Origin of the sequence: Streptomyces sp. NPDC060031 (genome assembly GCF_042736805.1) — a bacterium.
Classification (GTDB): domain Bacteria; phylum Actinomycetota; class Actinomycetes; order Streptomycetales; family Streptomycetaceae; genus Streptomyces.
Map to the genome: position 1 here is coordinate 85,652 of NZ_JBHWVM010000009.1, position 21,499 is coordinate 107,150.

At 70.7% G+C, this 21,499-nt stretch carries 21 protein-coding genes; 9 read left to right on the forward strand and 12 right to left on the reverse strand.

Features of this window, described 5'->3' with window-relative positions; translation table 11 throughout:
* Positions 1-159 precede the first annotated feature (159 nt).
* Entirely contained in the window at positions 160-564 is a 405-nt protein-coding gene (locus ACFWB8_RS06040; protein WP_385223118.1) for a hypothetical protein, read from the forward strand.
* A 144-nt stretch (positions 565-708) separates the two neighbouring features.
* On the opposite strand, the gene ACFWB8_RS06045 is transcribed toward ACFWB8_RS06040, so the two are convergent.
* The 4 genes from ACFWB8_RS06045 to coxB all read right to left on the reverse strand — a co-directional run bounded on the left by ACFWB8_RS06045 (position 709) and on the right by coxB (position 5,187).
* Positions 709-1,953 (reverse strand): Ig-like domain-containing protein, encoded by a 1,245-nt coding sequence (locus ACFWB8_RS06045; protein WP_385223120.1) that lies wholly within the window; start codon positions 1,951-1,953, stop codon positions 709-711.
* A 137-nt stretch (positions 1,954-2,090) separates the two neighbouring features.
* Positions 2,091-2,489, reverse strand: a complete 399-nt coding sequence (locus tag ACFWB8_RS06050; RefSeq protein ID WP_385223122.1) for a cytochrome c oxidase subunit 4 — start codon at positions 2,487-2,489, stop codon at positions 2,091-2,093.
* Positions 2,486-4,216: a cytochrome c oxidase subunit I gene (ctaD, locus tag ACFWB8_RS06055; RefSeq protein ID WP_385223124.1), complete on the reverse strand. Its 1,731-nt coding sequence runs from the start codon at positions 4,214-4,216 to the stop codon at positions 2,486-2,488. The genes ACFWB8_RS06050 and ctaD overlap by 4 nt, the downstream gene beginning before the upstream one ends.
* A complete protein-coding gene (coxB, locus tag ACFWB8_RS06060) occupies positions 4,213-5,187 on the reverse strand; it encodes a cytochrome c oxidase subunit II (protein ID WP_385223126.1) in 975 nt (324 codons plus the stop codon). Before coxB ends, ctaD begins: the two co-directional genes overlap by 4 nt.
* A gap of 283 nt (positions 5,188-5,470) precedes the next feature.
* Here coxB and ACFWB8_RS06065 point away from each other — a divergent pair, with 283 nt between their 5' ends.
* Positions 5,471-6,850: a cysteine desulfurase/sulfurtransferase TusA family protein gene (locus ACFWB8_RS06065; RefSeq protein ID WP_385223128.1), complete on the forward strand. Its 1,380-nt coding sequence runs from the start codon at positions 5,471-5,473 to the stop codon at positions 6,848-6,850.
* 44 nt (positions 6,851-6,894) lie between these two features.
* On the opposite strand, the gene ACFWB8_RS06070 is transcribed toward ACFWB8_RS06065, so the two are convergent.
* Positions 6,895-7,872, reverse strand: coding sequence for a carbohydrate kinase family protein (locus ACFWB8_RS06070; RefSeq protein ID WP_385223130.1), 978 nt, complete (start codon positions 7,870-7,872; stop codon positions 6,895-6,897).
* Positions 7,873-8,004: 132 nt separating this feature from the next.
* On the opposite strand from ACFWB8_RS06070, the gene ACFWB8_RS06075 reads away from it, so the two are divergent.
* Together ACFWB8_RS06075 and ACFWB8_RS06080 are read left to right on the forward strand one after the other, a co-directional pair.
* Positions 8,005-8,220 (forward strand): hypothetical protein, encoded by a 216-nt coding sequence (locus tag ACFWB8_RS06075; RefSeq protein WP_385223132.1) that lies wholly within the window; start codon positions 8,005-8,007, stop codon positions 8,218-8,220.
* An 84-nt stretch (positions 8,221-8,304) separates the two neighbouring features.
* Positions 8,305-9,810 carry a hypothetical protein gene (locus ACFWB8_RS06080; protein ID WP_385223134.1) on the forward strand — a complete coding sequence of 502 codons (1,506 nt, stop codon included), beginning with the start codon at positions 8,305-8,307 and terminating at the stop codon, positions 9,808-9,810.
* Between the two features lie 93 nt (positions 9,811-9,903).
* On the opposite strand, the gene erpA is transcribed toward ACFWB8_RS06080, so the two are convergent.
* Positions 9,904-10,260 (reverse strand): iron-sulfur cluster insertion protein ErpA, encoded by a 357-nt coding sequence (gene erpA / locus ACFWB8_RS06085; RefSeq protein WP_214940913.1) that lies wholly within the window; start codon positions 10,258-10,260, stop codon positions 9,904-9,906.
* A 319-nt stretch (positions 10,261-10,579) separates the two neighbouring features.
* Here erpA and nadA point away from each other — a divergent pair, with 319 nt between their 5' ends.
* Together nadA and ACFWB8_RS06095 are read left to right on the forward strand one after the other, a co-directional pair.
* Complete coding sequence (gene nadA / locus ACFWB8_RS06090; RefSeq protein ID WP_385223136.1) at positions 10,580-11,767, forward strand: quinolinate synthase NadA; 1,188 nt, start codon at positions 10,580-10,582, stop codon at positions 11,765-11,767.
* A 118-nt stretch (positions 11,768-11,885) separates the two neighbouring features.
* Positions 11,886-12,527, forward strand: a complete 642-nt coding sequence (locus ACFWB8_RS06095; RefSeq protein ID WP_385223138.1) for a hypothetical protein — start codon at positions 11,886-11,888, stop codon at positions 12,525-12,527.
* Positions 12,528-12,581: 54 nt separating this feature from the next.
* On the opposite strand, the gene ACFWB8_RS06100 is transcribed toward ACFWB8_RS06095, so the two are convergent.
* The 3 genes from ACFWB8_RS06100 to ACFWB8_RS06110 all read right to left on the reverse strand — a co-directional run bounded on the left by ACFWB8_RS06100 (position 12,582) and on the right by ACFWB8_RS06110 (position 17,458).
* Complete coding sequence (locus ACFWB8_RS06100) at positions 12,582-15,695, reverse strand: efflux RND transporter permease subunit (protein WP_385223140.1); 3,114 nt, start codon at positions 15,693-15,695, stop codon at positions 12,582-12,584.
* Positions 15,696-15,863: 168 nt separating this feature from the next.
* Entirely contained in the window at positions 15,864-16,565 is a 702-nt protein-coding gene (locus ACFWB8_RS06105; protein WP_385223210.1) for a response regulator, read from the reverse strand.
* A 71-nt stretch (positions 16,566-16,636) separates the two neighbouring features.
* Complete coding sequence (locus tag ACFWB8_RS06110) at positions 16,637-17,458, reverse strand: adenosylcobinamide-GDP ribazoletransferase (RefSeq protein WP_385223142.1); 822 nt, start codon at positions 17,456-17,458, stop codon at positions 16,637-16,639.
* 85 nt (positions 17,459-17,543) lie between these two features.
* Between ACFWB8_RS06110 and ACFWB8_RS06115 the strand changes: the two genes are divergently transcribed.
* Positions 17,544-18,320 carry a hypothetical protein gene (locus ACFWB8_RS06115; protein WP_385223144.1) on the forward strand — a complete coding sequence of 259 codons (777 nt, stop codon included), beginning with the start codon at positions 17,544-17,546 and terminating at the stop codon, positions 18,318-18,320.
* A 55-nt stretch (positions 18,321-18,375) separates the two neighbouring features.
* Here the strand turns inward: ACFWB8_RS06115 and ACFWB8_RS06120 are convergent, their stop codons facing one another.
* Entirely contained in the window at positions 18,376-18,654 is a 279-nt protein-coding gene (locus tag ACFWB8_RS06120; protein WP_385223146.1) for a hypothetical protein, read from the reverse strand.
* 14 nt (positions 18,655-18,668) lie between these two features.
* Complete coding sequence (locus ACFWB8_RS06125) at positions 18,669-19,463, reverse strand: PspA/IM30 family protein (protein ID WP_385223148.1); 795 nt, start codon at positions 19,461-19,463, stop codon at positions 18,669-18,671.
* 209 nt (positions 19,464-19,672) lie between these two features.
* On the opposite strand from ACFWB8_RS06125, the gene ACFWB8_RS06130 reads away from it, so the two are divergent.
* The gene (locus ACFWB8_RS06130; protein ID WP_385223212.1) at positions 19,673-20,326 is read left to right on the forward strand and encodes a DUF3043 domain-containing protein; all 654 of its coding nucleotides are present in this window, start codon (positions 19,673-19,675) and stop codon (positions 20,324-20,326) included.
* A gap of 101 nt (positions 20,327-20,427) precedes the next feature.
* Entirely contained in the window at positions 20,428-21,135 is a 708-nt protein-coding gene (locus ACFWB8_RS06135; protein WP_385223150.1) for a class I SAM-dependent methyltransferase, read from the forward strand.
* Between the two features lie 65 nt (positions 21,136-21,200).
* Here the strand turns inward: ACFWB8_RS06135 and ACFWB8_RS06140 are convergent, their stop codons facing one another.
* Complete coding sequence (locus ACFWB8_RS06140) at positions 21,201-21,413, reverse strand: hypothetical protein (protein ID WP_385223152.1); 213 nt, start codon at positions 21,411-21,413, stop codon at positions 21,201-21,203.
* Positions 21,414-21,499: the final 86 nt, after the last annotated feature.

The following is a 21,499-nucleotide window of genomic DNA, read 5'->3' on the forward strand; positions in this document are numbered from 1 at the left end:
CCGCCCTCACCCCGGGGGGTGCCGTTCGGAGTGTCAGGGGCGTGTGCAAGGCCCGAACGGCCCATCAGAGATGCTGTCCGAACCGATGTTGACACCAGGTCGGACGGAGTAGCATCCCGCGCATCATCAGCGTTTTTCGCGGATACGTGGAGGAACGAAATGCGGGCGACTGCGCGGGTTCTGGTCTACAGCGACGACGCGGGCACCCGGGAGCAGGTGCGGCTGGCGGCCGGGCGCAGGCCCGCCGCGGACCTGCCGCCCGTGGAGTTCCTGGAGTGCGCCACGCTGCCGGCCGTCCTGACGGAGCTGGATGCGGGCGGCATCGACGTCTGCGTGCTGGACGGCGAGGCGGCGCCCGCCGGGGGCATGGGCGTGGCCCGGCAGATCAAGGACGAGATCTTCAACTGCCCGCCGGTGCTGCTGCTCATGGGGCGCCCCCAGGACGCCTGGCTGGCCACCTGGAGCCGCGCGGACGCCGCCGTCACCCTTCCGGTGGATCCTGTGGAGTTCGCGGCCGCCCTGGCGGGTCTGCTGCGCGCGCGGCTGTCCTCCTCGGCCGCGTAGGCGCGCCTGCCGCGCCTGCGTACGCGTACCGGCGCGCCGCAGTCCCTGGGGACTCCGGCGCGCCGGTAGGGGGCCGTACGGGCCTGCACGGCCCCGTCCGGGGCCTGTTGGGCCCCCGGGCGTGTCCGCCCGGCGGACGCGGCCTCAGACCTGCGGGCGCAGGCGCGCCTGGTCGACGGGGCTGCGGCCCTCCTGGGTGCCCTTGAGGAGGGCGCTGCCCTCGCGCCACTCCTTCCAGTCGAGGTTCCAGTCGCCGTAGCCGTTGCCGAAGTTGTCCATGTCGTCGCCGATGCTGTTGATCACCTTGACGATGTCACCCTCGGTGATGTTCTCGTAGAACCAGGCGGCGTTGCCGGTGCTCATGCCGGTGCAGCCGTGGCTGACGTTCTCGTAGCCCTGGGAGCCGACGGACCACGGCGCGGCGTGGACGTATTCACCACTCCAGGTGACACGGGTCGCGTAGTAGACGGGCAGGTTGTAGTACTCGCTGCCGCCGATGCCGACCGTGTCGCCGCGCATTTGGACGTAGTACTGCTTGCCGAGCACCACCTTGATGCCGTTGCGGGTGGAGAAGCCCGGCTTTCCGGTGGTCACCGGGATGGTGTTGATCACTTCTCCGTTGCGCTTGAACGTGAGGTAGTGCGAGGAGGCGTCGGTGGTGACCTCGACGCGGTCGCCGATCTCCAGCTTGAGCGGCTTCGCGGCGACCCCGTGGAAGTCGTCGGAGATCTTGACGCCCTCCAGGTTGCTCCGTACGGAGACCTCGGTGTTGGCGGGCCAGTAGTCCTTGGGCCGGTAGTGGAGGGTCTTGTCGTCCACCCAGTACCAGGCGCCCTCGACCCCGGCCGGGACGTCGACGATCAGGCCCCGCTCGATGACCGCTCGGGCGGCCTTGTCCTTCACCGGCTCGTTGAGCTCGGCCGTGATGGGCTGTCCGACGCCGTATTTGCCCGCGTCAGGGCCGAATTCGACCTTGAGGACCTTCTTGGCCGGGGTGGTGTCGAAAGTCAGCGTGCGCTGCCCTGGAGCGCCTCGTTGGTCCTCCGTGCTCACGATGACCGTGTAGCGCACGCCCGCGGCCATCGGGGCGGTGCTGTGCCAGCGGTCGCCGGTGGCGGACAGTTCGCCCGCCAGGCGGCGGCCGTGGTTGTCCACGGCGGTCACGTCGGTGATCCGGCCGTCGCCGCTCTTGGCGGTCACCTCGAGGGGCTTGTCGGGGTCGACGGGGCGGCTGCCGGAGGACTGGTTGAAGGCGACTTGATCGCCCGCGTCGTACGGGCGGGCTGACAGCGGGTTGTCGCCGGACCCGCATGCGGTGGCGCCGGCCCCGAGGGACGCGACCAGCAGGGAGCAGCTGAGTACCGTCCAAAGACGCGGTGAGTGCTTCATGGAGCCAACGCTATGAAGAGATGACAATTACGGCGCGCGGGGTGACTGCAAACGAGGGGCCCGGACCCCTCCATCGGAGGTGTCCGGGCCCCAAGTGCCTGGCTGCGCCGCCGCTCGGTGCGCGGCGCGTGGTGCGGCTACTGGTTCTGGTTCTCGCCGCGGTAGTACTCGTACACCCAGCCCCACAGGCCGACCAGGATGACGGGAGCGGAGAAGTACATCAGCCACCAGCCGAAGATGACTCCGCTGAAGGCGAGTGCGCCACCGATGGCCAGCGAGAGCGGCTGCCAGCTGTGCGGGGCGAAGAACCCCAGCTCGCCCGCCTCGTCGGCGACGTCGGCCTCCTTGTTGTCCTGGGCCATCTCGTCCACGCGCTTGGCCGTGAAGGCCAGGTAGTAGCCGATCATGACGCTCAGGCCGAAGGCCAGGAAGAGCGCGGTGGTACCGACGGGCTCCTTCGACCACACGCCGTACACGACGGCCATGATCAGGATGAAGAAGGAGAGCCAGAGGAACATCTTGCCCTGGATCTTCACTTGTCGGCCTCCTTGCCACCGGTGACGGCCTTGGCGGCGGCGCTGTGGTCCTCGAGGTGGTCGAGGGCCGCGATCTCCGGGTGGTGCAGGTCGAACGCCGGGGACTCGGAACGGATCCGCGGCAGGGTGAGGAAGTTGTGCCGCGGCGGCGGGCAGGAAGTCGCCCACTCCAGCGAACGGCCGTAACCCCACGGGTCGTCGACCTCGACCTTCTTGCCGTACTTGGCGGTCTTCCACACGTTGTACATGAACGGAAGCATCGACAGGCCGAGCAGGAACGAGCTGATCGTCGAGATCGTGTTCAGCAGGGTGAAGCCGTCGGCCGCGAGGTAGTCCGCGTAACGACGCGGCATGCCCTCGGCGCCCAGCCAGTGCTGCACCAGGAACGTGCCGTGGAAGCCCACGAACAGCGTCCAGAAGGTGATCTTGCCGAGACGCTCGTCCAGCATCTTGCCCGTGAACTTCGGCCACCAGAAGTGGAAGCCGGAGAACATCGCGAAGACCACGGTGCCGAAGATGACGTAGTGGAAGTGCGCGACGACGAAGTACGAGTCGGAGACGTGGAAGTCCATCGGGGGCGAGGCCAGGATGACGCCGGTCAGGCCACCGAAGGTGAAGGTGACCAGGAAGCCGACGGCCCAGAGCATCGGGGTCTCGAAGGACAGCGAGCCCTTCCACATGGTGCCGATCCAGTTGAAGAACTTCACACCGGTCGGTACCGCGATCAGGAAGGTCATGAAGGAGAAGAACGGCAGCAGCACACCGCCGGTGACGTACATGTGGTGGGCCCACACCGTCACCGAGAGACCGGCGATCGAGATCGTCGCGGCGATCAGGCCGATGTAACCGAACATCGGCTTGCGGGAGAAGACCGGGATGACCTCGGAAATGATTCCGAAGAACGGCAGCGCGATGATGTACACCTCTGGGTGTCCGAAGAACCAGAAGAGGTGTTGCCACAGCAAGGCGCCGCCATTGGCCGCGTCGAACACATGCGCACCGAACTTCCGGTCGGCCTCCAGCGCGAAGAGCGCGGCGGCCAGCACCGGGAAGGCGAGCAGGACCAGAACACCGGTCAGCAGCACGTTCCAGGTGAAGATCGGCATGCGGAACATCGTCATGCCGGGGGCGCGCATGCAGATGATCGTGGTGATGAAGTTGACCGAGCCGAGGATCGTGCCGAAGCCGGAGAAGGCCAGACCCATGATCCACATGTCGGCGCCGATGCCCGGCGAACGGACGGCGTCCGACAGCGGGGAGTAGGCGAACCAGCCGAAGTCGGCGGCACCCGAGGGGGTGACGAAGCCGGCCACCGCGATGGTCGAGCCGAAGAGGTACAGCCAGTACGCGAACATGTTCAGCCGCGGGAACGCCACGTCGGGCGCGCCGATCTGCAGCGGCATGATCCAGTTCGCGAATCCGGCGAACAGCGGCGTCGCGAACATCAGCAGCATGATCGTGCCGTGCATCGTGAACGCCTGGTTGAACTGCTCGTTCGACATGATCTGCGTACCCGGACGGGCCAGCTCGGCGCGCATGAAGAGCGCCATGATCCCGCCGATGATGAAGAACACGAACGAGGTGACCAGGTACATCGTGCCGATGGTCTTGTGGTCGGTAGTGGTCATCCACTTCACGACGACATTGCCCGGCTGCTTGCGCCGCACCGGCAGCTCGTTCTCATACGAGTCGGCGGCGGCACCCTGAGATTCGTTGAGGATGCTCACAGTTTGTTCACTTCCGCATTCCGGGCCGGGTCGGTCTGCTTGATGCCGGCCGGGAGGTAGCCGGTCTGCCCCTTCTCGGCCAGCTCCTTGAGGTGAGCGCGGTACTCCTCCGGCGAGACGACCTTCACGTTGAAGAGCATCCGGGAGTGGTCCACGCCGCAGAGCTCGGCGCACTTGCCCATGAAGACGCCTTCTTCGCTCGGGGTGACCTCGAAGACGTTGGTGTGGCCCGGGATGACGTCCTGCTTGAACAGGAAGGGGACCACCCAGAAGGAGTGGATGACGTCGTTGGACGACAGGATGAAGCGGACCTTCTCACCCTTGGGCAGGTAGAGGGTCGGACCGGGCCACCCCGTCTCCGCGTTCCGGTCACCGGGGACGCCCTTGGTGTAGACGCCCTCGGCGCCCGCGGGGAAGTCCTTGGTGAAACGGTCCGGGATGGAGGCGAGCTCCTTGGGAACCTCGCCGGCCTTGGGGGTCGCGGCGTCCCCGTCCACGTTCTCGATGTAGTTGAAGCCCCAGCTCCACTGGTAGCCGACCACGTTGATCGTGTGGGGCGGCTTGGGGGTGAGGGCGAGCAGCTTCGACTCGTCACGCGCGGTGAAGTAGAAGAGCACCGAGACGATGATGAGCGGGACCACGGTGTACAGCGCCTCGATGGGCATGTTGTACCGGGTCTGCGGGGGAACCTCGACCTTGGTCCGGCTGCGCCGGTGGAAGATGACGCTCCACAGGATCAGGCCCCACACGAGGATGCCGGTGATCAGAGCGGCAGCCCACGACCCCTGCCACAGGGAGAGGATGCGAGGCGCCTCCTCCGTGACCGGATAGGGCAATCCGAGGCGGGGGAAATCTTCCCAGTTGTACGAGCAACCAGTGGCGGTCGCCAGGACCACGCCCGCAGTCAGCGCCTGCAGCAGCTTCCGCCGCATCGGGCGCCGCGGCGAGCGGTCGGAGCCGTAGGGACTCACGTAGCGCCTTCCCGAGAGTCTCGGCCCGCGCGGCCGGCCGCGGCCGCATTCGGGTCGGTCGCCGGCCCTGACGCAGGCAGGGGTTTGGATGTTTATGCGGACCAAACCCTACTGGACGCTATTTGGGGTCGCGCGGGGAGGGTGCCCAACGCGCCGCTACTGCCCCCGAAGGGATGGATCCGCCGTACGGGGGACGGCCGCGACGCCCCCGAATGGCGGGCTCCGGAACGCATCTGACGGCCCCTGACCTCGGACGGGCCGGGCCGGCGGCTAGCGTGACCGGATGCCGTACTTCGACACCGCGTCCGCCGCCCCCCTGCACCCCGTGGCCCGGCAGGCGCTGCAGGCCTCCCTCGACGAGGGCTGGGCCGACCCGGCCCGGCTGTACCGGGAGGGGCGGCGGGCCCGGCTGCTGTTGGACGCGGCGCGGGAGGCGGCGGCGGAGGCGGTGGGCTGCCGGCCCGACGAGCTGGTGTTCACCCCTTCGGGGACGCACGCGGTTCACACCGGCATCGCCGGGGCCCTCGCCGGGCGGCGGCGCGTCGGCGGGCATCTGGTCGTATCGGCCGTCGAGCACAGTTCCGTTCTGCACGCGGCGGAGCTCCACCGGGGGGGCGGCGGGACCGTCACCGAGGTCGGTGTGGACCGGCTCGGCGCGGTCTCCGCCGCCGGGTACGCGGACGCGGTGGGCCCCGCCACCGCGCTGGCGTGCCTGCAGTCGGCCAATCACGAGGTGGGCACGGTGCAGCCGGTGGCGGAGGTGGCCGAGGTCTGCGCGGCGGCCGGGGTGCCGTTGCTGGTCGACGCGGCGCAATCGCTGGGCTGGGGCCCGGTGGAGGGGGCCTGGTCGGTGCTGGCCGCCAGTGCGCACAAGTGGGGCGGGCCGGCGGGGGTCGGGCTGCTGGCGGTGCGCAAGGGGGTGCGCTTCTCGCCCCAAGGCCCCGCCGACGAAAGGGAGTCGGGCCGCTCCCCCGGTTTCGTCAACCTGCCCGCGGTCGTCGCGGCGGCGGCCTCGCTGCGTGCGGTGCGCGCCGAGGCGGACGCGGAGGCGGCCCGGCTGCGGGTCCTGGTGGACCGGCTCCGGCGGCGGGTGGCGCGGCTGGTGCCGGACGTCGAGGTGGTCGGGGACCCGGACCGGCGGCTGCCGCACCTGGCCACCTTCTCCTGCCTCTACGTCGACGGGGAGACGCTGTTGCACGAGCTGGACCGGGCGGGCTACTCGGTCTCCTCCGGATCCTCCTGCACCAGCTCGACCCTGACGCCGTCGCACGTGCTGCGGGCGATGGGGGTGCTGTCGGAGGGGAACGTACGCGTGTCCCTGCCGGCCGGGACGACGGCGGCGGAGGTCAACGGCTTCCTGGAGGTGCTGCCGGGTGTGGTGGCCGGGGTGCGGGAGCGGCTGGGGGTCACGGAGCCGTCGCCGGTGGCGCCGGTGGCGGACTCCCTGGACCTGGACGCGCTGGGCCTGCGCTGCCCCCAGCCGGTGATCGAGCTGGCCCGGGCGATCGGCCGGGTGCCGGTCGGCGGTACGGTCACCGTCCTCTCGGACGACGAGGTGGCCCGGCTGGACATCCCCGCCTGGTGCGCGATGCGGGGCCACGCCTACCTGGGCGAGGCCCCGCGCCCGGCGGGCACGGCCTACACGGTCCGCCGCCTGCGCTGACGGGGCTTGATCCCGGCTGATGCGCCTGCCGGCGGGGCCGGCGGCTACGCCGCGAGGTGGGACTTGACCTCCGCGGCCGCGGTTTCGCCGTAGGCCTTGGTGAAGCGCTCCATGAAGTGCGCGCGGCCCAGCGTGTACTCCTGCGTACCCAGGGTCTCGATGACCAGCGTCGCGAGCATGCAGCCCAGCTGCGCGGCCCGCTCCAGGCCGACGCCCCAGCCCAGCCCCGTCAGGAACCCGGCCCGGAAGGCGTCGCCGACACCCGTCGGGTCCACCTTCGCGGTCTCCTCCGGGCACCCGACGACGACCGGCTCCTCGCCGGCCCGCTCGATGCGCACGCCCCGCGAGCCCAGCGTGGTCACGCGCGTTCCGACCTTGCCGAGGATCTCCTCGTCGGTCCAGCCGGACTTCGACTCGATCAGGCCCTTCTCGTACTCGTTCGAGAAGAGGTACGTCGCACCCTCCATCAGGGTGCGGATGTTATCGCCGTCCATCCGGGCGATCTGCTGCGAGAAGTCGGCGGCGAAGGGGATCCCCCGCGTCCGGCACTCCTCCGTGTGGCGCAGCATCGCCTCCGGGTCGTCCGCGCCGATCAGGACGAGGTCGAGGCCGCCCACGCGGTCGGCGACCGACTTCAGTTCGATCAGCCGGGCCTCGCTCATCGCGCCCGTGTAGAAGGAGCCGATCTGGTTGTGGTCGGAGTCCGTCGTGCAGACGAAGCGCGCGGTGTGCAGCACCTCGGAGATCCGGACGGACTCGGTGTCGACGCCGTGCCGGTCGAGCCAGGCGCGGTACTCGTCGAAGTCGGAGCCGGCCGCGCCGACCAGGACCGGGCGGGTGCCGAGCTGCCCCATGCCGAAGCAGATGTTCGGGCCGACCCCGCCCCGGCGTACGTCGAGGTTGTCGACGAGGAAGGAGAGGGAGACCGTGTGCAGCTGGTCCGCGACCAGCTGGTCGGCGAAGCGGCCGGGGAAGGTCATGAGGTGGTCGGTGGCGATGGAGCCGGTGACTGCGATACGCACGGCGTGGATGCTCCTGCGAAGGACGGCGAGGGGACAATCCAAACTACCCGGTCGGCGGCCCGCATCCGACCGGCCGAAACTACCCCGTAGTAGCTCTTTCTTACCGCCCCCCGCCGTGCCTACCGTGCCCCCATGACCTATACCGATGGCTTCGGGTACGCCGAACACGCCGCCGACGCGCGGCCCGGCTTCGCACGGCTCCTGGGCGACTGCGCCAGGATGGCCCCGCACTGGGCGGTCCCGGCGGACCCCCGTCCGGACCGGGTGGCGCCCTCACAGATCCACGGGATCAGCGTCCCTCCGGCCTCGGCCCGCCTGATCGCCTCCACCGCCGCGTACGGCGACTAGCCGGACCGCGGAACCGGATCCGCGTCTGTTCCGTCCCACCGGCACCATCAAGACGTAGGCCGGTACGGGCAAAGGAGCGATGCGGTGACCAGCGAACAACCCGACACCGACACACCCGACACATCACGGGCCACACGACGGCGGCCGGCCTGGGCCGTCGGCTCGATCGCCGCCGCCGTCCTGCTCGCCGGCGGCGGCACCGCGTACTGGGCGTCCACCGCCTACGGCGACGCCTCGCCGGGCCGTGAGCGTACGGGTGACAGCGCGGCCTCCGCCCCCCGCGTCGCCCCCTCCCCGTCGGGCCCCGGCATCGCCCCAGGCGAGCCGGACCCGTCCGGCGGCGGGGTGACCTACAAGGCGGACGTCGCGCTCCCGGAGGCCCCGGCCGGGGCGCCCTCCTTCGCCGCGAGCGGCGAGGTGACCGCCGACGAGGTGGCGCGGCTCGCGACGGCCCTCGGCCTCGCCGGCGCCCCGCGGCTCAGCGGGGACGTCTGGGTGGCCGGGGAGAGCGGGGACGGCTCCGGCCCCCGGCTCACGGTGGCCCGTACCGCGCCGGGCACCTGGAACTTCTCCCGCTTCCAGGGGAACGGCAACGGCACGGGCAACGGCGCCGGGGACGACTGCGTGCGCGGCAAGGACACCTGCGGCCCGGCCACCCTCCCGCAGAGCGACCAGGGTGCCCAGGGCGACGAAGGCGGTCAGGGCGCCCGGAGCGCCGCGGGCGGCGCCGGCAAGCCGGTGACCGAGGAGGCGGCCAAGACCGCCTCGGCGCCCGTGCTGGCGGCGGCCGGTCAGAGCGGCGCCAAGCTGGACGCGCGCCTCACCCAGGGCGCGATCCGCGTGGTGAGCGCCGACCCGGTGATCGGCGGGCTGCCCACGCAGGGCTGGACCACCAAGGTCAGCGTCGGCGCGGACTCCCAGGTGGTGGCGGGCAGCGGCGAGCTGAAGGCCCCGGTGCGGGCGGCCGAGCAGCAGGTGGTCGGCGCCGTCGAGGCGCTGGCCCGGCTGAACGCGGCGTCCTCGGGCTCCGACGGCACGGGTCCCGGCCCGAGCGGCTGCGCGACCACCGTCCCGCTGTCCCCGGACACCCCGGTCGGGCCCACGGACACGCTGCCGTGCAATCCCGAACCGCGCCCGATGAAGCCCCCGCGGACGGAGTCGGTACGGGGAGCCGCGCTCGGGCTGGTTCCCGGGACGGTCGACGGTGCGCGGGGCCTGGTCCCGGCCTGGCTGTTCGAGGTGGCGGGCAAGGACGGCGGCCCCGGCCACACCGTGGCCCAGCCCGCGGCGGCGGCTCAGGACCCCGGCCCGACGCCCGCGAAGGGACGTACCGTGCCCGGATTCTCGTACGCGGCGCCCGACCGGAAGCTGACCGTGAACTTCTGGGGCGGGGTGTGCAGTACGTACGGCCTGGAGGTCCGGGAGGAGTCCGCGTCCGTCATGGTCAAGATCACGGACACCCCGCAGAAACCGGGCCAGGCCTGCATCATGATCGCCAAGGAGATGTCGCTGACGGCCTCGCTCCAGCAGCCGCTCGGCGACCGGAAGGTGGTCGACGCGACGACGGGCAAGCCGCTGCCCCGGCAGTAGCCGCTCCCGCTCGCGGCCACGGGCGTGCCGCACGTGCGCGAGGGGGCCACCGGTCGAATCCGACCGGTGGCCCCCTCGCGTTGTCCTACAGGCTTAGCTGAAGGAGTCGCCGCAGGCGCAGGAGCCCGTGGCGTTCGGGTTGTCGATCGTGAAGCCCTGCTTCTCGATGGTGTCGACGAAGTCGATCGAGGCCCCGTGGAGGTAGGGGGAGCTCATGCGGTCGGTGACGACCTTGACTCCGTCGAAGTCCTTCACGACGTCGCCGTCGAGGGAGCGCTCGTCGAAGAAGAGCTGGTAGCGCAGGCCGGAGCAGCCGCCGGGCTGGACGGCGACGCGCAGCGCCAGGTCATCGCGGCCTTCCTGCTCCAGCAGGGTCCTGACCTTGTCGGCGGCGGCGTCGGACAGGAGGATGCCGTCGCTCACGGTGGTCTTGTCGTCCTGTACGGACATCTGCATTCACTCCCGAAGTGGGCGGCCCCCGCGCGGGGCAGGGAAACGTCGGACTCTTGCCGTCGGTGGCAACGAGCGGGACCGCGGATTCATTCCGGGGCCCGATGCTCGTTTCAGATATTCATGCTCGCACACCCTCGCGGACGGGTCGGTCCGTGGACGAGCGGCCGCCGGGACGCCCGGCCGCGGGCGCGAATTCGTCACATCGACACTATCGGCATCGTCAAAGTGACGTGAAGCAGTTATGATAGATAGCGTCAAATAGACGAGAAGTCGAAGCGATGTCTCCCCAGTAGTCCTTGTCGCAGAAACAGAAAGGGTGCGTGTCGTGACCACCGCCCAGCCCTTGGACGTCCAGCCGACGCCCCTTGCCCTGCTGCTGCTCGGCCGTGAGGCCGACCCCAAGAGCGAGCGCGGGGTGGAGTGCCCCGGCGACCTGCCCTCGCCGTCGGACCCGAACCTGGTGGCCCGCGCCCGCGCGGCCAAGGAGAAGCTCGGGGACAAGGTCTTCATCCTCGGCCACCACTACCAGCGCGACGAGGTCATCGAGTTCGCCGACGTCACCGGCGACTCCTTCAAGCTGGCCAAGGACGCGGCCGCCAAGCCGGAGGCCGAGTACATCGTCTTCTGCGGTGTCCACTTCATGGCCGAGTCCGCGGACATCCTGACCTCGGACGACCAGAAGGTCGTCCTGCCCGACCTGGCGGCCGGCTGCTCGATGGCCGACATGGCCACCGCCGAGCAGGTCGCGGAGTGCTGGGACGTGCTGACCGAAGCCGGCGTCGCCGGGACGACGGTCCCCGTCTCTTACATGAACTCCTCCGCCGACATCAAGGCCTTCACCGGCAAGCACGGCGGCACCATCTGTACTTCGTCCAACGCGAAGAAGGCCCTGGAGTGGGCCTTCGAGCAGGGCGAGAAGGTGCTGTTCCTGCCGGACCAGCACCTGGGGCGCAACACCGCCGTCCGCGACATGGGCATGTCCCTGGACGACTGCGTCCTCTACAACCCGCACAAGCCGAACGGCGGCCTGACCGTCGAGCAGCTGCGGAACGCCAAGATGATCCTGTGGCGCGGCCACTGCTCGGTCCACGGCCGCTTCTCGGTGGACTCGGTCAACGACGTGCGCGCCCGCATCCCCGGGGTGAACGTCCTCGTCCACCCCGAGTGCAAGCACGAGGTCGTGGCGGCCGCGGACTACGTCGGCTCGACGGAGTACATCATCAAGGCGCTGGAGGCGGCCCCGGCCGGCTCCAAGTGGGCCATCGGCACCGAGCTGAACCTGGTCCGCCGCCTGGCGAATCGATTTGCCGCGCAGGACAAGGAGGTCGTCTTCCTCGACAAGACGGTCTGCTTCTGCTCGACGATGAACCGCATCGACCTCCCCCACCTGGTGTGGACCCTGGAATCCCTGGCCGAGGGCAACCTCGTCAACCAGATCCGGGTCGACAAGGAGACGGAGAGCTTCGCGAAGCTCGCGCTGGAGCGGATGCTCGCGCTGCCGTAGCCGTAGCCGTACGGTCGAAAAGGGGGCGCCCGGCACTTGCCGGGCGCCCCCTTTCGCGCTCCCCCGGCCGGCTCAGGCGGACGGGCGGCGGGCGGCGGCCCGCCGCAGGCTGGGTGCCATGGCGGATGGCATGCGGCACGAGTTCCGTACGGTGCACAGCTGGGTCGCGACCATTGCGTCCGTGGCCGCCCTGGGCGTCTCGGGCTACAACCTCGCCCAGCTCCACGAGAGCCCGAAGACCGACGTCACCCTGCCCGTCTCCCTGAAGATGTCGTCGGACGAAACCGGAACCTCCGTCTTCATCCAGCCGACCGTGTTCACCCGGTTCGACACCGAAGACGTGGAGATGGTCACCGACGTCCAGCTGCGGCTGCGGCCCGAGAGCGCGAAGCCCCCCTGGCCGGACTTCTACTGGCGGCGGAACGTGAAGTGGTCCTTGAGGCACGACATCAAGGCCGACGACCAGACCAGTACCTGGTGGGAGTACAACTCGGACCCCTCGCCGTTCACCGTCACGCAGGCAACGCCCCAAATGCCTTCGATCCAGTTCAGGACGAACAACTGGGCCCTCGCCCCCGGACGCTACGTCGGAAGCCTGACCCTTCATCGGGCGAGCACGCGCCACCCGGTCGAGCGGCCCCTGTGCCTCGTGCTGCGCCCCCAGGACATCACGGAACTCAAGAAGGGTGAGAGCTGGTACGAGCTCCGCAAGGACATTCCCGGAAAGCATCAGGGCGGCTGCTACCACTGGTACGAGTAGGGCCCCGGGCGCCACCGGGTGCGGTGGCGTCCGGGGCCCGTGGAGCCGGTCCGGTCAGACCTTGGCCGGAGTCTCCTCGTCGGCCGGCTGCGACGGGACCACCGTCAGGCGGGCCCGCTTCTTCTCGCGGCGGCGCTCCTTGCGGAGCTCGACCATCGTGTAGAGCGTCGGCACCAGCAGCAGCGTCAGCACCGTGGAGCTGATCAGGCCGCCGATGACCACGACCGCCAGCGGCTGCGAGATGAAGCCGCCCTCGCCCGTGACGCCCAGCGCCATGGGCAGCAGCGCGAAGATCGTCGCCAGGGCCGTCATCAGGATCGGGCGCAGCCGGTGCCGGCCGCCCTCGATGACCGCCTCGACGACGCCCAGGCCCTGGGCGCGGTACTGGTTGACCAGGTCGATCAGGACGATCGCGTTGGTCACCACGATGCCGATGAGCATCAGCATGCCGATCATCGCCGGGACGCCCATCGGGGTGCCGGTGAGGATGAGCAGGCCGAGCGCGCCGGTCGCCGCGAAGGGGATGGAGACCAGCAGGATCAGCGGCTGGACCAGCGAGCGGAAGGTCGCGACCAGCAGCATGAACACGATCGCGACGGCCGCGAGCATGGCCAGGGCCAGCGAGCTCTGGGCCTCGGACTGGTCGGAGGAGACACCGCCGATGGTGGCCGTGGCCCCCTCGGGCAGGTCCAGCGCCTTGATCTTGGTCTGGAGCGCGCCGCTGACGGCGCCGGTGTTGTCGCCGACCGGACGCGCCGTGATGGTCGCGGCGCGGGCGCCGTCGATCCGGGTCATCGCGACGGGCCCGGGGACCTCCTGGACGTCGGCGATGTCGCCGAGCTTGACCGGGCCGACGGGGAGGTCCCGCAGCTGCGCCAGGGTGGTGGCGGGCTGCGCGGACTTGATGACGATGTCCCGCTCGGTGTCGTCGAGTACGGCCTTGCCGGCCGGGTTGCCCCGTATGGCCTGGGCGACGATCGCACCGAGCGCGGCCTGGTTCAGGCCCGCGTCGGCGGCCTTGGCGGTGGCGGTCACCGAGATCCGGGGCACCGACTGGGACAGGTCGCTCTGGACGTCGGTGACGTCCTTCAGCCCCGCGACCTCGGCGCGGACCTGCTCGGCGGCCTTGGCGAGGACCTCGCCGTCGCCGGCCTTGACGACCACGCTGAGGTTCTGGCTGCCGAAGCCGTCGCCCGCGGCGATGGTCGTGTCGCCGATGCCGTCGAGCTCGGCCAGCTCGGCCTCGATGGACTTCTTCACGGACTCCGCGTCGCCCGCGTCCTTCAGGCCGACCTGGTACGAGGCCTGGTTGGAGCCGGTGCCGCCGCCGAAGGCGGCCATGAAGCCGGAGGAGCCGACGGTGACCTGGTAGCTCTTGACGCCCTCGGTGGCGGCCAGCACCTTCTCGATCTTGCGGCTGGCCTCGTCGGAAGCGGCGAGCGAGGTGCCGGGTGCCAGGTGCTGCTTGACCGTCAGGACCTCCTGCTCGCCCTGGTCGAAGAAGTTGGTCTTCAGCAGCGGGGTCATCCCGAAGGTGCCGAAGAGCACGGCGACCGCGATGCCCACACTGGTCAGGCGGCGCCGGGTGGCGAAGCCGAGGACCCGTACGTACATCAGCTGGAGCCTGCTGCGGGACTCCTTCTCCTCGGCCTCGCGCCGCGCCCGGTCCGGATCGGCCGCCGCGCCCTCGGGCGTCCGCAGGAACCAGTACGAGAGCACCGGCACGACCGTCAGGGAGACGATCAGCGAGGCCAGCAGGGCGGCGGTGACGGTGATCGAGAAGGGGGAGAACAGCTCGCCGATCATGCCGCCGACGAGACCGATCGGCAGGAAGACGGCGACGGTGGTGAGCGTGGAGGAGGTGACCGCGCCCGCGACCTCCTTGACCGCCGTGATGATGGCGGCCTCGCGCTCCTCGCCGTAACCGAGGTGGCGCTTGATGTTCTCCAGGACCACGATCGAGTCGTCGACGACCCGGCCGACGGCGATGGTGAGCGCGCCGAGCGTCAGCATGTTGAGCGACAGGTCCCGGGTCCACAGCACGATCAGCGCGAGGACGACGGACAGGGGGATGGAGACCGCGGTGACCAGGGTCGAGCGCACCGACGCCAGGAAGACCAGGATCACGATCACCGCGAAGACCAGACCGAGCAGGCCCTCGGTGGTCAGGCTGGAGATGGACTTGGCGACGGCCGGACCCTGGTCGCTGACCACGGTCAGCTCGGCGCCGGAGCCGAGGGTCGAACGCAGCCCGGGCAGCTTGTCCTTGACGGCGTCCGAGATGGCCACGGCGCTGCCGTCCTTGTCCATGGTCAGGACGAGGGAGAGGCTGGGCTTGCCGTTGGTACGGGTGATCGAGTCGGCCTTGGCGGACTCCTGCTTCACCGCGGCCACGTCACCGAGGCGGACGGCGGGCTTGCCGGGGCCGGGGCTCAGCCGCAGGTCCTCCAGCTGGGCGAGCGAGGTGAAGCCCGAACCGACCCGTACGGTGCGGTTCTTGCCCGCCTCGTCGAAGGAGCCGGCGGGGACGGTCGCGCCGCCCGCCTGGAGGCCCTGGGCGAGCGAGGCTCCGTCCAGGCCGGCCGCCGCGAGCTTCGCGTTGTCCGGGGTGACGGTGACCTGGAGGTCCTGGACGCCGTTGACGCTGACCTGGCCGATGCCCGCGATGTCCTCCAGGACGGGGACGACGGAGCGGTCCAACTGGTCGGCGAGGGCCTGCTGGTCCTTGTCGGAGGTGATGGCGAGGACGACGGTCGGCATGTCGTCGGTGGAACCGGCGACCACCTGCGGGTCCACGTCGGCGGGCAGCCGCACGCGGGCCCGGTTGACGGCCTGCTGGACGTCGGCGACGAGCTGCTTGGTGCCGCTGTCGCCGTAGTCGAAGGTCGCCATGACGAGGGCGTTGCCCTCGCTGGCGGTGGAGGTGATGCCGGTGATGCCGTCGATGCCCTTGAGGGTGGCCTCGATCGGTTCGACGACCTGCTTCTCCACCACGTCGGGCGAGGCGCCCTGGTACGGCGCGAGCACGGACACCATCGGCAGTTCGATGGACGGCAGCAGCTGCTGCTTGAGCTGCGGGATGGCTATGGCGCCGAAGAGGAGCGCGACGAGCGACACGAGGCCGATCAACGCCCTTTGGGCCAGGCTGAAGCGGGACAGCCGGAACATGGGTATGGGGATCTCTCTGCAGTGGCGTGTGCGAGGGCGCTTCAGCCTCTCGTACGCCGCGCCCGCGCCACGTCGCTCCCAGGTCCCGTCCTTATGTGCGGCATACCGCGTCCGCAGTACGCCGCCGTACTGCGCGGCCGCACCACCGGCCCGTACCGGGAAGCACGGCTACTCGGCGCGCGGCCGGACCAGTCCCGATTCGTACGCGATGACCACCAATTGCGCCCGGTCGCGGGCGCCGAGCTTGGCCATGGCCCGGTTCACGTGCGTCTTGACGGTGAGCGGGCTGACCGCCAGCCGTCCCGCGATCCCGTCGTTCGAGAGTCCCGCCGCGACGTGTACGAGGACCTCGCGCTCCCGGCCGGTCAGCGCGGCGAGCCGCTCGGCGTGCACCGCGGAGGGCTCGGCCGGACCGGCGCCGCCGCCCTGGGCGAGGAAGGTGGCGATGAGCCCTTTGGTGGCGGCCGGGGAGAGCAGGGCCTCCCCCGCCGCGGCGACCCGGATGGCGTTGAGCAGTTCCTCGGGCTCCGCGCCCTTGCCGAGGAACCCGGAGGCGCCGGCCCGCAGGGAGGCGGCGACGTACTCGTCCACCTCGAAGGTCGTCAGCATCACCACCCGTACGTCGGCGAGTTCCGGGTCGGCGGTGATCAGCCGGGTCGCGGCGAGCCCGTCGGTGCCGGGCATCCGGATGTCCATGAGGACGACGTCGGGCCGCGCGGCCCGCGCGACGGCGAAGGCCTGCGCCCCGTCGCAGGCCTCCCCGACGACCTCCATGTCGGGCTCGGAGTCGACCAGCACCTTGAACGCGCTGCGCAGCAGCGCCTGGTCGTCGGCGAGCAGCACCCTGATGGGCCGGGGCGTCTGGGTCATGTCCACGCCCCGACCCTACGCGCTCCCGGCATCGGCCCCCGCGAGCCGGGTGACGTCCACCGAAGCCGGGCCTAGCCGAGGGCCAGGACCACCAGGGCCGTGGTGGCGGAGACCTCGGCCAGGGCTCCGAAGACGTCCCCCGTGACCCCGTCGAAGCGGCGTACGCAGCGGCGCAGCAGCAGTTCCGCGACCAGCAGGGCCGCCACGACCGCGGCGGCCTGCCGACCGGCGGCCGGCAGGCCGAGCGGCAGCGCGGCCGCGGCCGACGCGAGTACGGCCAGCGCCGAGAGCGCGGCGGCGGCGGCGCGCGGGACCACACCGGCGACCGCCGCGCCCAGGCCCTCGGGGCGGGCCGGCGGGACCCCGTCACGGGAGGCCAGGGTCATGGCGAGCCGGGCGGTGACGGCGGCGACCACGGTGGCGAGGGCCCCGCGGAGCCAGCCGTCGGCGTACGCGTTCGACAGTGCCGCGACCTGGATCAGCAGGGCGAACAGCAGGGTGACGACGCCGAAGGGCCCGATGTCGGACTGCTTCATGATGCGCAGCGCCTCGCCGGCCGGTTTGGCGCTGCCGAGCCCGTCCGCGGTGTCGGCGAGGCCGTCCAGGTGCAGGCCGCGGGTCAGGGCGGCCGGGACGGCGACGGTGACGACGGCGGCGAGCAGCGGGCCGCCGCCGAGGAGCAGCAGGGGCACCCCCGCCGCGGCGGCGAGCAGGCCCACGACCAGCCCGGCGAGCGGGGCGCAGGCCATGCCGGTGCGTGCGGCCGGGCGGTCCCAGCGGGTGATGCGGGCGGGCAGGACGGTGAGCGTGCCGAACGCGAAGCGGAGCCCGTCGCACAGCGAAGCGCGGTCCGGGGGCGGCGTCAGCGGCGGACCGTAGGAGGAATCAGTCATCCGCGCGAACGCTACCTGCTCACGCCGGGCGGTAAGTTACCCATTACGTGCCAAATGGGGAGCTGCCGAGCAGGGAGTCTGCGGTATGGGTCACTGGTGGTATCGGAACATCGTCGAACCGGGGAAGCTGCCACTGCTGCTCGCCCTGCTCGCGTTCGTGACGTCGTTCCTGGTCACCCGTGTGATCACCCGGCTGATCCGGGCCGGCAAGGGCCCCTTCAAGAACGTCACCCCGGGCGGGGTGCACGTCCACCACGTGGTGCCCGGCGTGATCCTCGTGATCATCGGCGGATTCGGAGCGGTCGGCAGCGGCCGGCACGGCTTCGGCGCGGGGCTCTCCGCCGTGGTCTTCGGGCTGGGCGCGGGGCTGGTACTGGACGAGTTCGCGCTGATCCTGCACCTGGACGACGTCTACTGGAGCGAGCAGGGCCGCAAGAGCGTGGAGATCGTGGTCCTGACGGCCGCGCTGGTGGCGCTGGTGCTGGGCGGCTTCCTGCCCTTCGGGGTCAACGACCTGAGCGCCGACGAGCGGCACAGCCGCGGGCTCGTCGTCATAAACACCGCGACCAATTTCTTCCTGGCCCTGATCGCGCTGTGGAAGGGCAAACCGCGCACCGCCTTCTTCGGCACGGTCGTGCCGTTCGTGGCGCTGATCGGCGCGGTCCGTCTGGCCCGGCCGGGTTCCCCGTATGCGAAGCGGTTCTACGCGAAACGCCCGCGGGCCCGGGCCAGGTCCGGGCTGCGCGCCTTCCACCACGACCGCCGCTGGGCGGCGCCGCGCCGGAGGTTCGAGAACTTCATCGGGGGGACCCCGGACCCGGAGCGGATCCCCATCGGCGGCGAGAAGCCCCCCAGGCCCTGACCCGGGACCTGCCCGGGGACCTGAACGGGGCCCCGGACCGGGTCCTGACCCGGGCTCAGCCCGGGATCAGCCCGTCGTCGCTGAGCATCTCCTTGACCTCGTCCAGACTCGCGTCGGGACCGGGCAGGATCAGCTCGGACGGCTCCAGCGCGTCGTCGGGCAGCGGTTCGCCGAGCCTCCGTACGGCTTCGAGCAGCTCGCCCAGCGTGCGCCGGAAGCCCTCCTCGTCGCCGCTCTCCATCTCCGCGAGCAGGTCGTCATCCAGCTTGTTGAGCTCGGTGAAGTGGCTGTCGGCCAACTTCACCTGCCCTTCCCCCATGATGCGGACGATCATGACGGGCCCCGCCTCTACTGCTTGTCGAACCGGTGCTGGGCCTGCGACTGCCGGTCGGTGCCGGGGGCACCGCCCTCGATGGCCGGCTGCTGGGCGGACGGACCGCCCGCCAGCTCGGCCTTCATGCGCTGGAGCTCCAGCTCCACGTCCGTACCGCCGGAGAGGCGGTCGAGCTCGGCCTGGATGTCGTCCTTGGAGCCGAGGCCGCTCTGGTCGTCGAGCGCGCCGGAGGCCAGCAGCTCGTCGATCGCTCCGGCCCGGGCCTGCAGCTGCGCGGTCTTGTCCTCGGCCCGCTGGATGGCCAGGCCGACGTCGCTCATCTCCTCGGAGATGCCGGAGAAGGACTCCGCGATCCGGGTCTGCGCCTGGGCCGCGGTGTAGGTGGCCTTGATGGTCTCCTTCTTGGTGCGGAAGGCGTCCACCTTGGCCTGCAGGCGCTGCGCGGCGAGGGTGAGCTTCTCCTCCTCGCCCTGGAGGGTCTGGTGCTGCACCTCCAGGTCGCTGACCTGCTGCTGCAACGAGGCGCGGCGGGACAGGGCCTCGCGGGCCAGGTCCTCGCGGCCCAGGGCGAGGGCCTTGCGGCCCTGGTCCTCCAGCTTGGAGGACTGGCCCTGGAGCTGGTTCAGCTGCAGTTCCAGGCGCTTGCGGGAGGTCGCCACGTCGGCGACGCCGCGGCGCACCTTCTGCAGCAGCTCAAGCTGCTTCTGGTACGAGTAGTCAAGGGTCTCGCGCGGGTCCTCGGCCCGGTCAAGGGCCTTGTTCGCCTTCGCGCGGAAGATCATCCCCATACGCTTCATGACACCGCTCATGGGCTTCGCGCGCCCCCTTCTAGACGGACTTCGCTCCAGGTCACCAACAGGACCCACAGTACGGGGCCTGTCTCTATTACCGCACTGTTCGAGTGCGGATGCGCTCCTCCTCCAGGACGACTACGCACCGTCCGTGTCAGGCGTAAGGAGTAGGTGCTTCCCCGACGGGCGTGAACACCTCGCACAGGGAAGACGCCCGCCGTTGCCGGATCGTTCCCCGCCGGGGTGGGGCCCATGCCGACGACCACGTACCCTTGGGTTTTGTGTTTGGTAGCCGCTCCTCCAAGGAAGAGAAGGCCGCCGCCGCCGACAAGGTGAGCGCCGACCTCTCGCAGCCCCGTGACCCGCAGGCCCCGAAGGGCCGCCCGACGCCGAAGCGTGCTGTGGCCCAGTCGCAGCGCAAGGCCGTGGTGGCCTCGACCGGCAATCGCAAGGAGGATGCCAAGCGAGCCCGTGAGCGCCGCCGTGAAGAGATGGCGAAGCAGCGCGTGGCACTCGCCAATGGCGACGAGCGTTATCTGCCCGCCCGTGACAAGGGTCCCGTACGCAAGTTCGTGCGCGACTTCGTGGACTCCCGCTTCTCCGTCGCCGAGATGTTCCTGCCGCTGGCAGTGATCATCCTGGTGCTCAGCATGGTCCGCGTGCAGTCGATCCAGTCCATCGCGCTGATGCTGTGGCTCGGCGTGATCGTCCTGATCATCCTGGACTCCATCGGCCTGGTGTTCCGCCTCCGCAAGGCACTCACCGAGCGCTTCCCGGACGAGCCGCGCCGCGGAGCCATCGCCTACGGCCTGATGCGCACCCTCCAGATGCGTCGGCTTCGTCTCCCGAAGCCGCAGGTCAAGCGCGGGGAACGGCCCTGAGCCGAAGGACGCCCGGAGCGTCGGGGGAAGGCTTCTCGGAGGGAGCCCGGCTGTGGCTCGAGGGACTCGGCGGACTGCGCAACGCCGTCCGCCAGGAACTCGTGGGCCGGCAGGTCGACGAGCAGATCGCGCACCGCTTCCCGGTCGGGCAGCGGCTGCGCGTCCTCGACGTCGGCATGGGCCAGGGCACGCAGGCACTGCGCCTCGCCCGCGCCGGGCACAAGGTGACGGGCCTGGAGCAGGACCCCGGCATGCTGGAGGTCGCCCGTGAGGCGCTGGCCGAAGAGCCGGCCGGGATCCGCGACCGGGTCCGCCTGATGGAGGGCGACGGCCGCGAGACCGGCGCCCACTTCCTGCCGGGCAGTTTCGACGTGGTGCTGTGCCACGGGGTGCTGATGTATGTCCCCGAGCCGGACGCCATGCTCGCCGGGCTGGCCCGGATGCTCGCCCCCGGCGGGCTGCTGTCCCTGCTCGTGCGCAACGGCGACGCGCTCGCCATGCGGCCGGGCCTGGGCGCCGACTGGCAGGCCGCGCTGGCCGCCTTCGACAGCATCGACTACACGAACCGGCTGGGCCTGGACGTCCGGGCCGACCGGCTGGCCGGGCTGACGGCCACGCTGTCCGGGATCGGGGCCCCGCTCCAGGCCTGGTACGGCGTACGCGTCTTCACCGACGGGACCGAGGCCGGCGAGCAGCTCCCCCCGGACGAGGAGCTGGAGCTGCTGCTGGCCGCCGAGGACCGGGCCGGGCGGACCGACCCCTACCGCGGCGTGGCGGCCCTCCTGCACCTGTGCGGCGTACGGGGCTGATCCCGGACACACGAAAGCCCGGACCCCGGTGGGGGCCCGGGCTTCTCCGCGGGCGCCGTCGGCCGTCAGGCCTCCAGGGCCGCGCGCAGGCTCATCGTGTAGAGCTCGACGCCGCTGTCGTCGGACAGCTTCACCTGCTCGGTGCCGCCCTCCAGGAGGTCCTTCCAGTACTCACCGACCCAGGACTCGGCGTCCCCCTGCGTGGTGAACTCTTCCGGTACCACCGACGGGGTCGTCTCGCTGCCATCGGCCGCCTCGAACCGCCACGTCCACGCCATGTCCGCCTCCGTTGCTCGTCAGCTGCTCGCACGCTTCTCGCCTTGAGTCTGCCCGCAGAGTAGCCGGGCGCGCACCACTCTCGGCG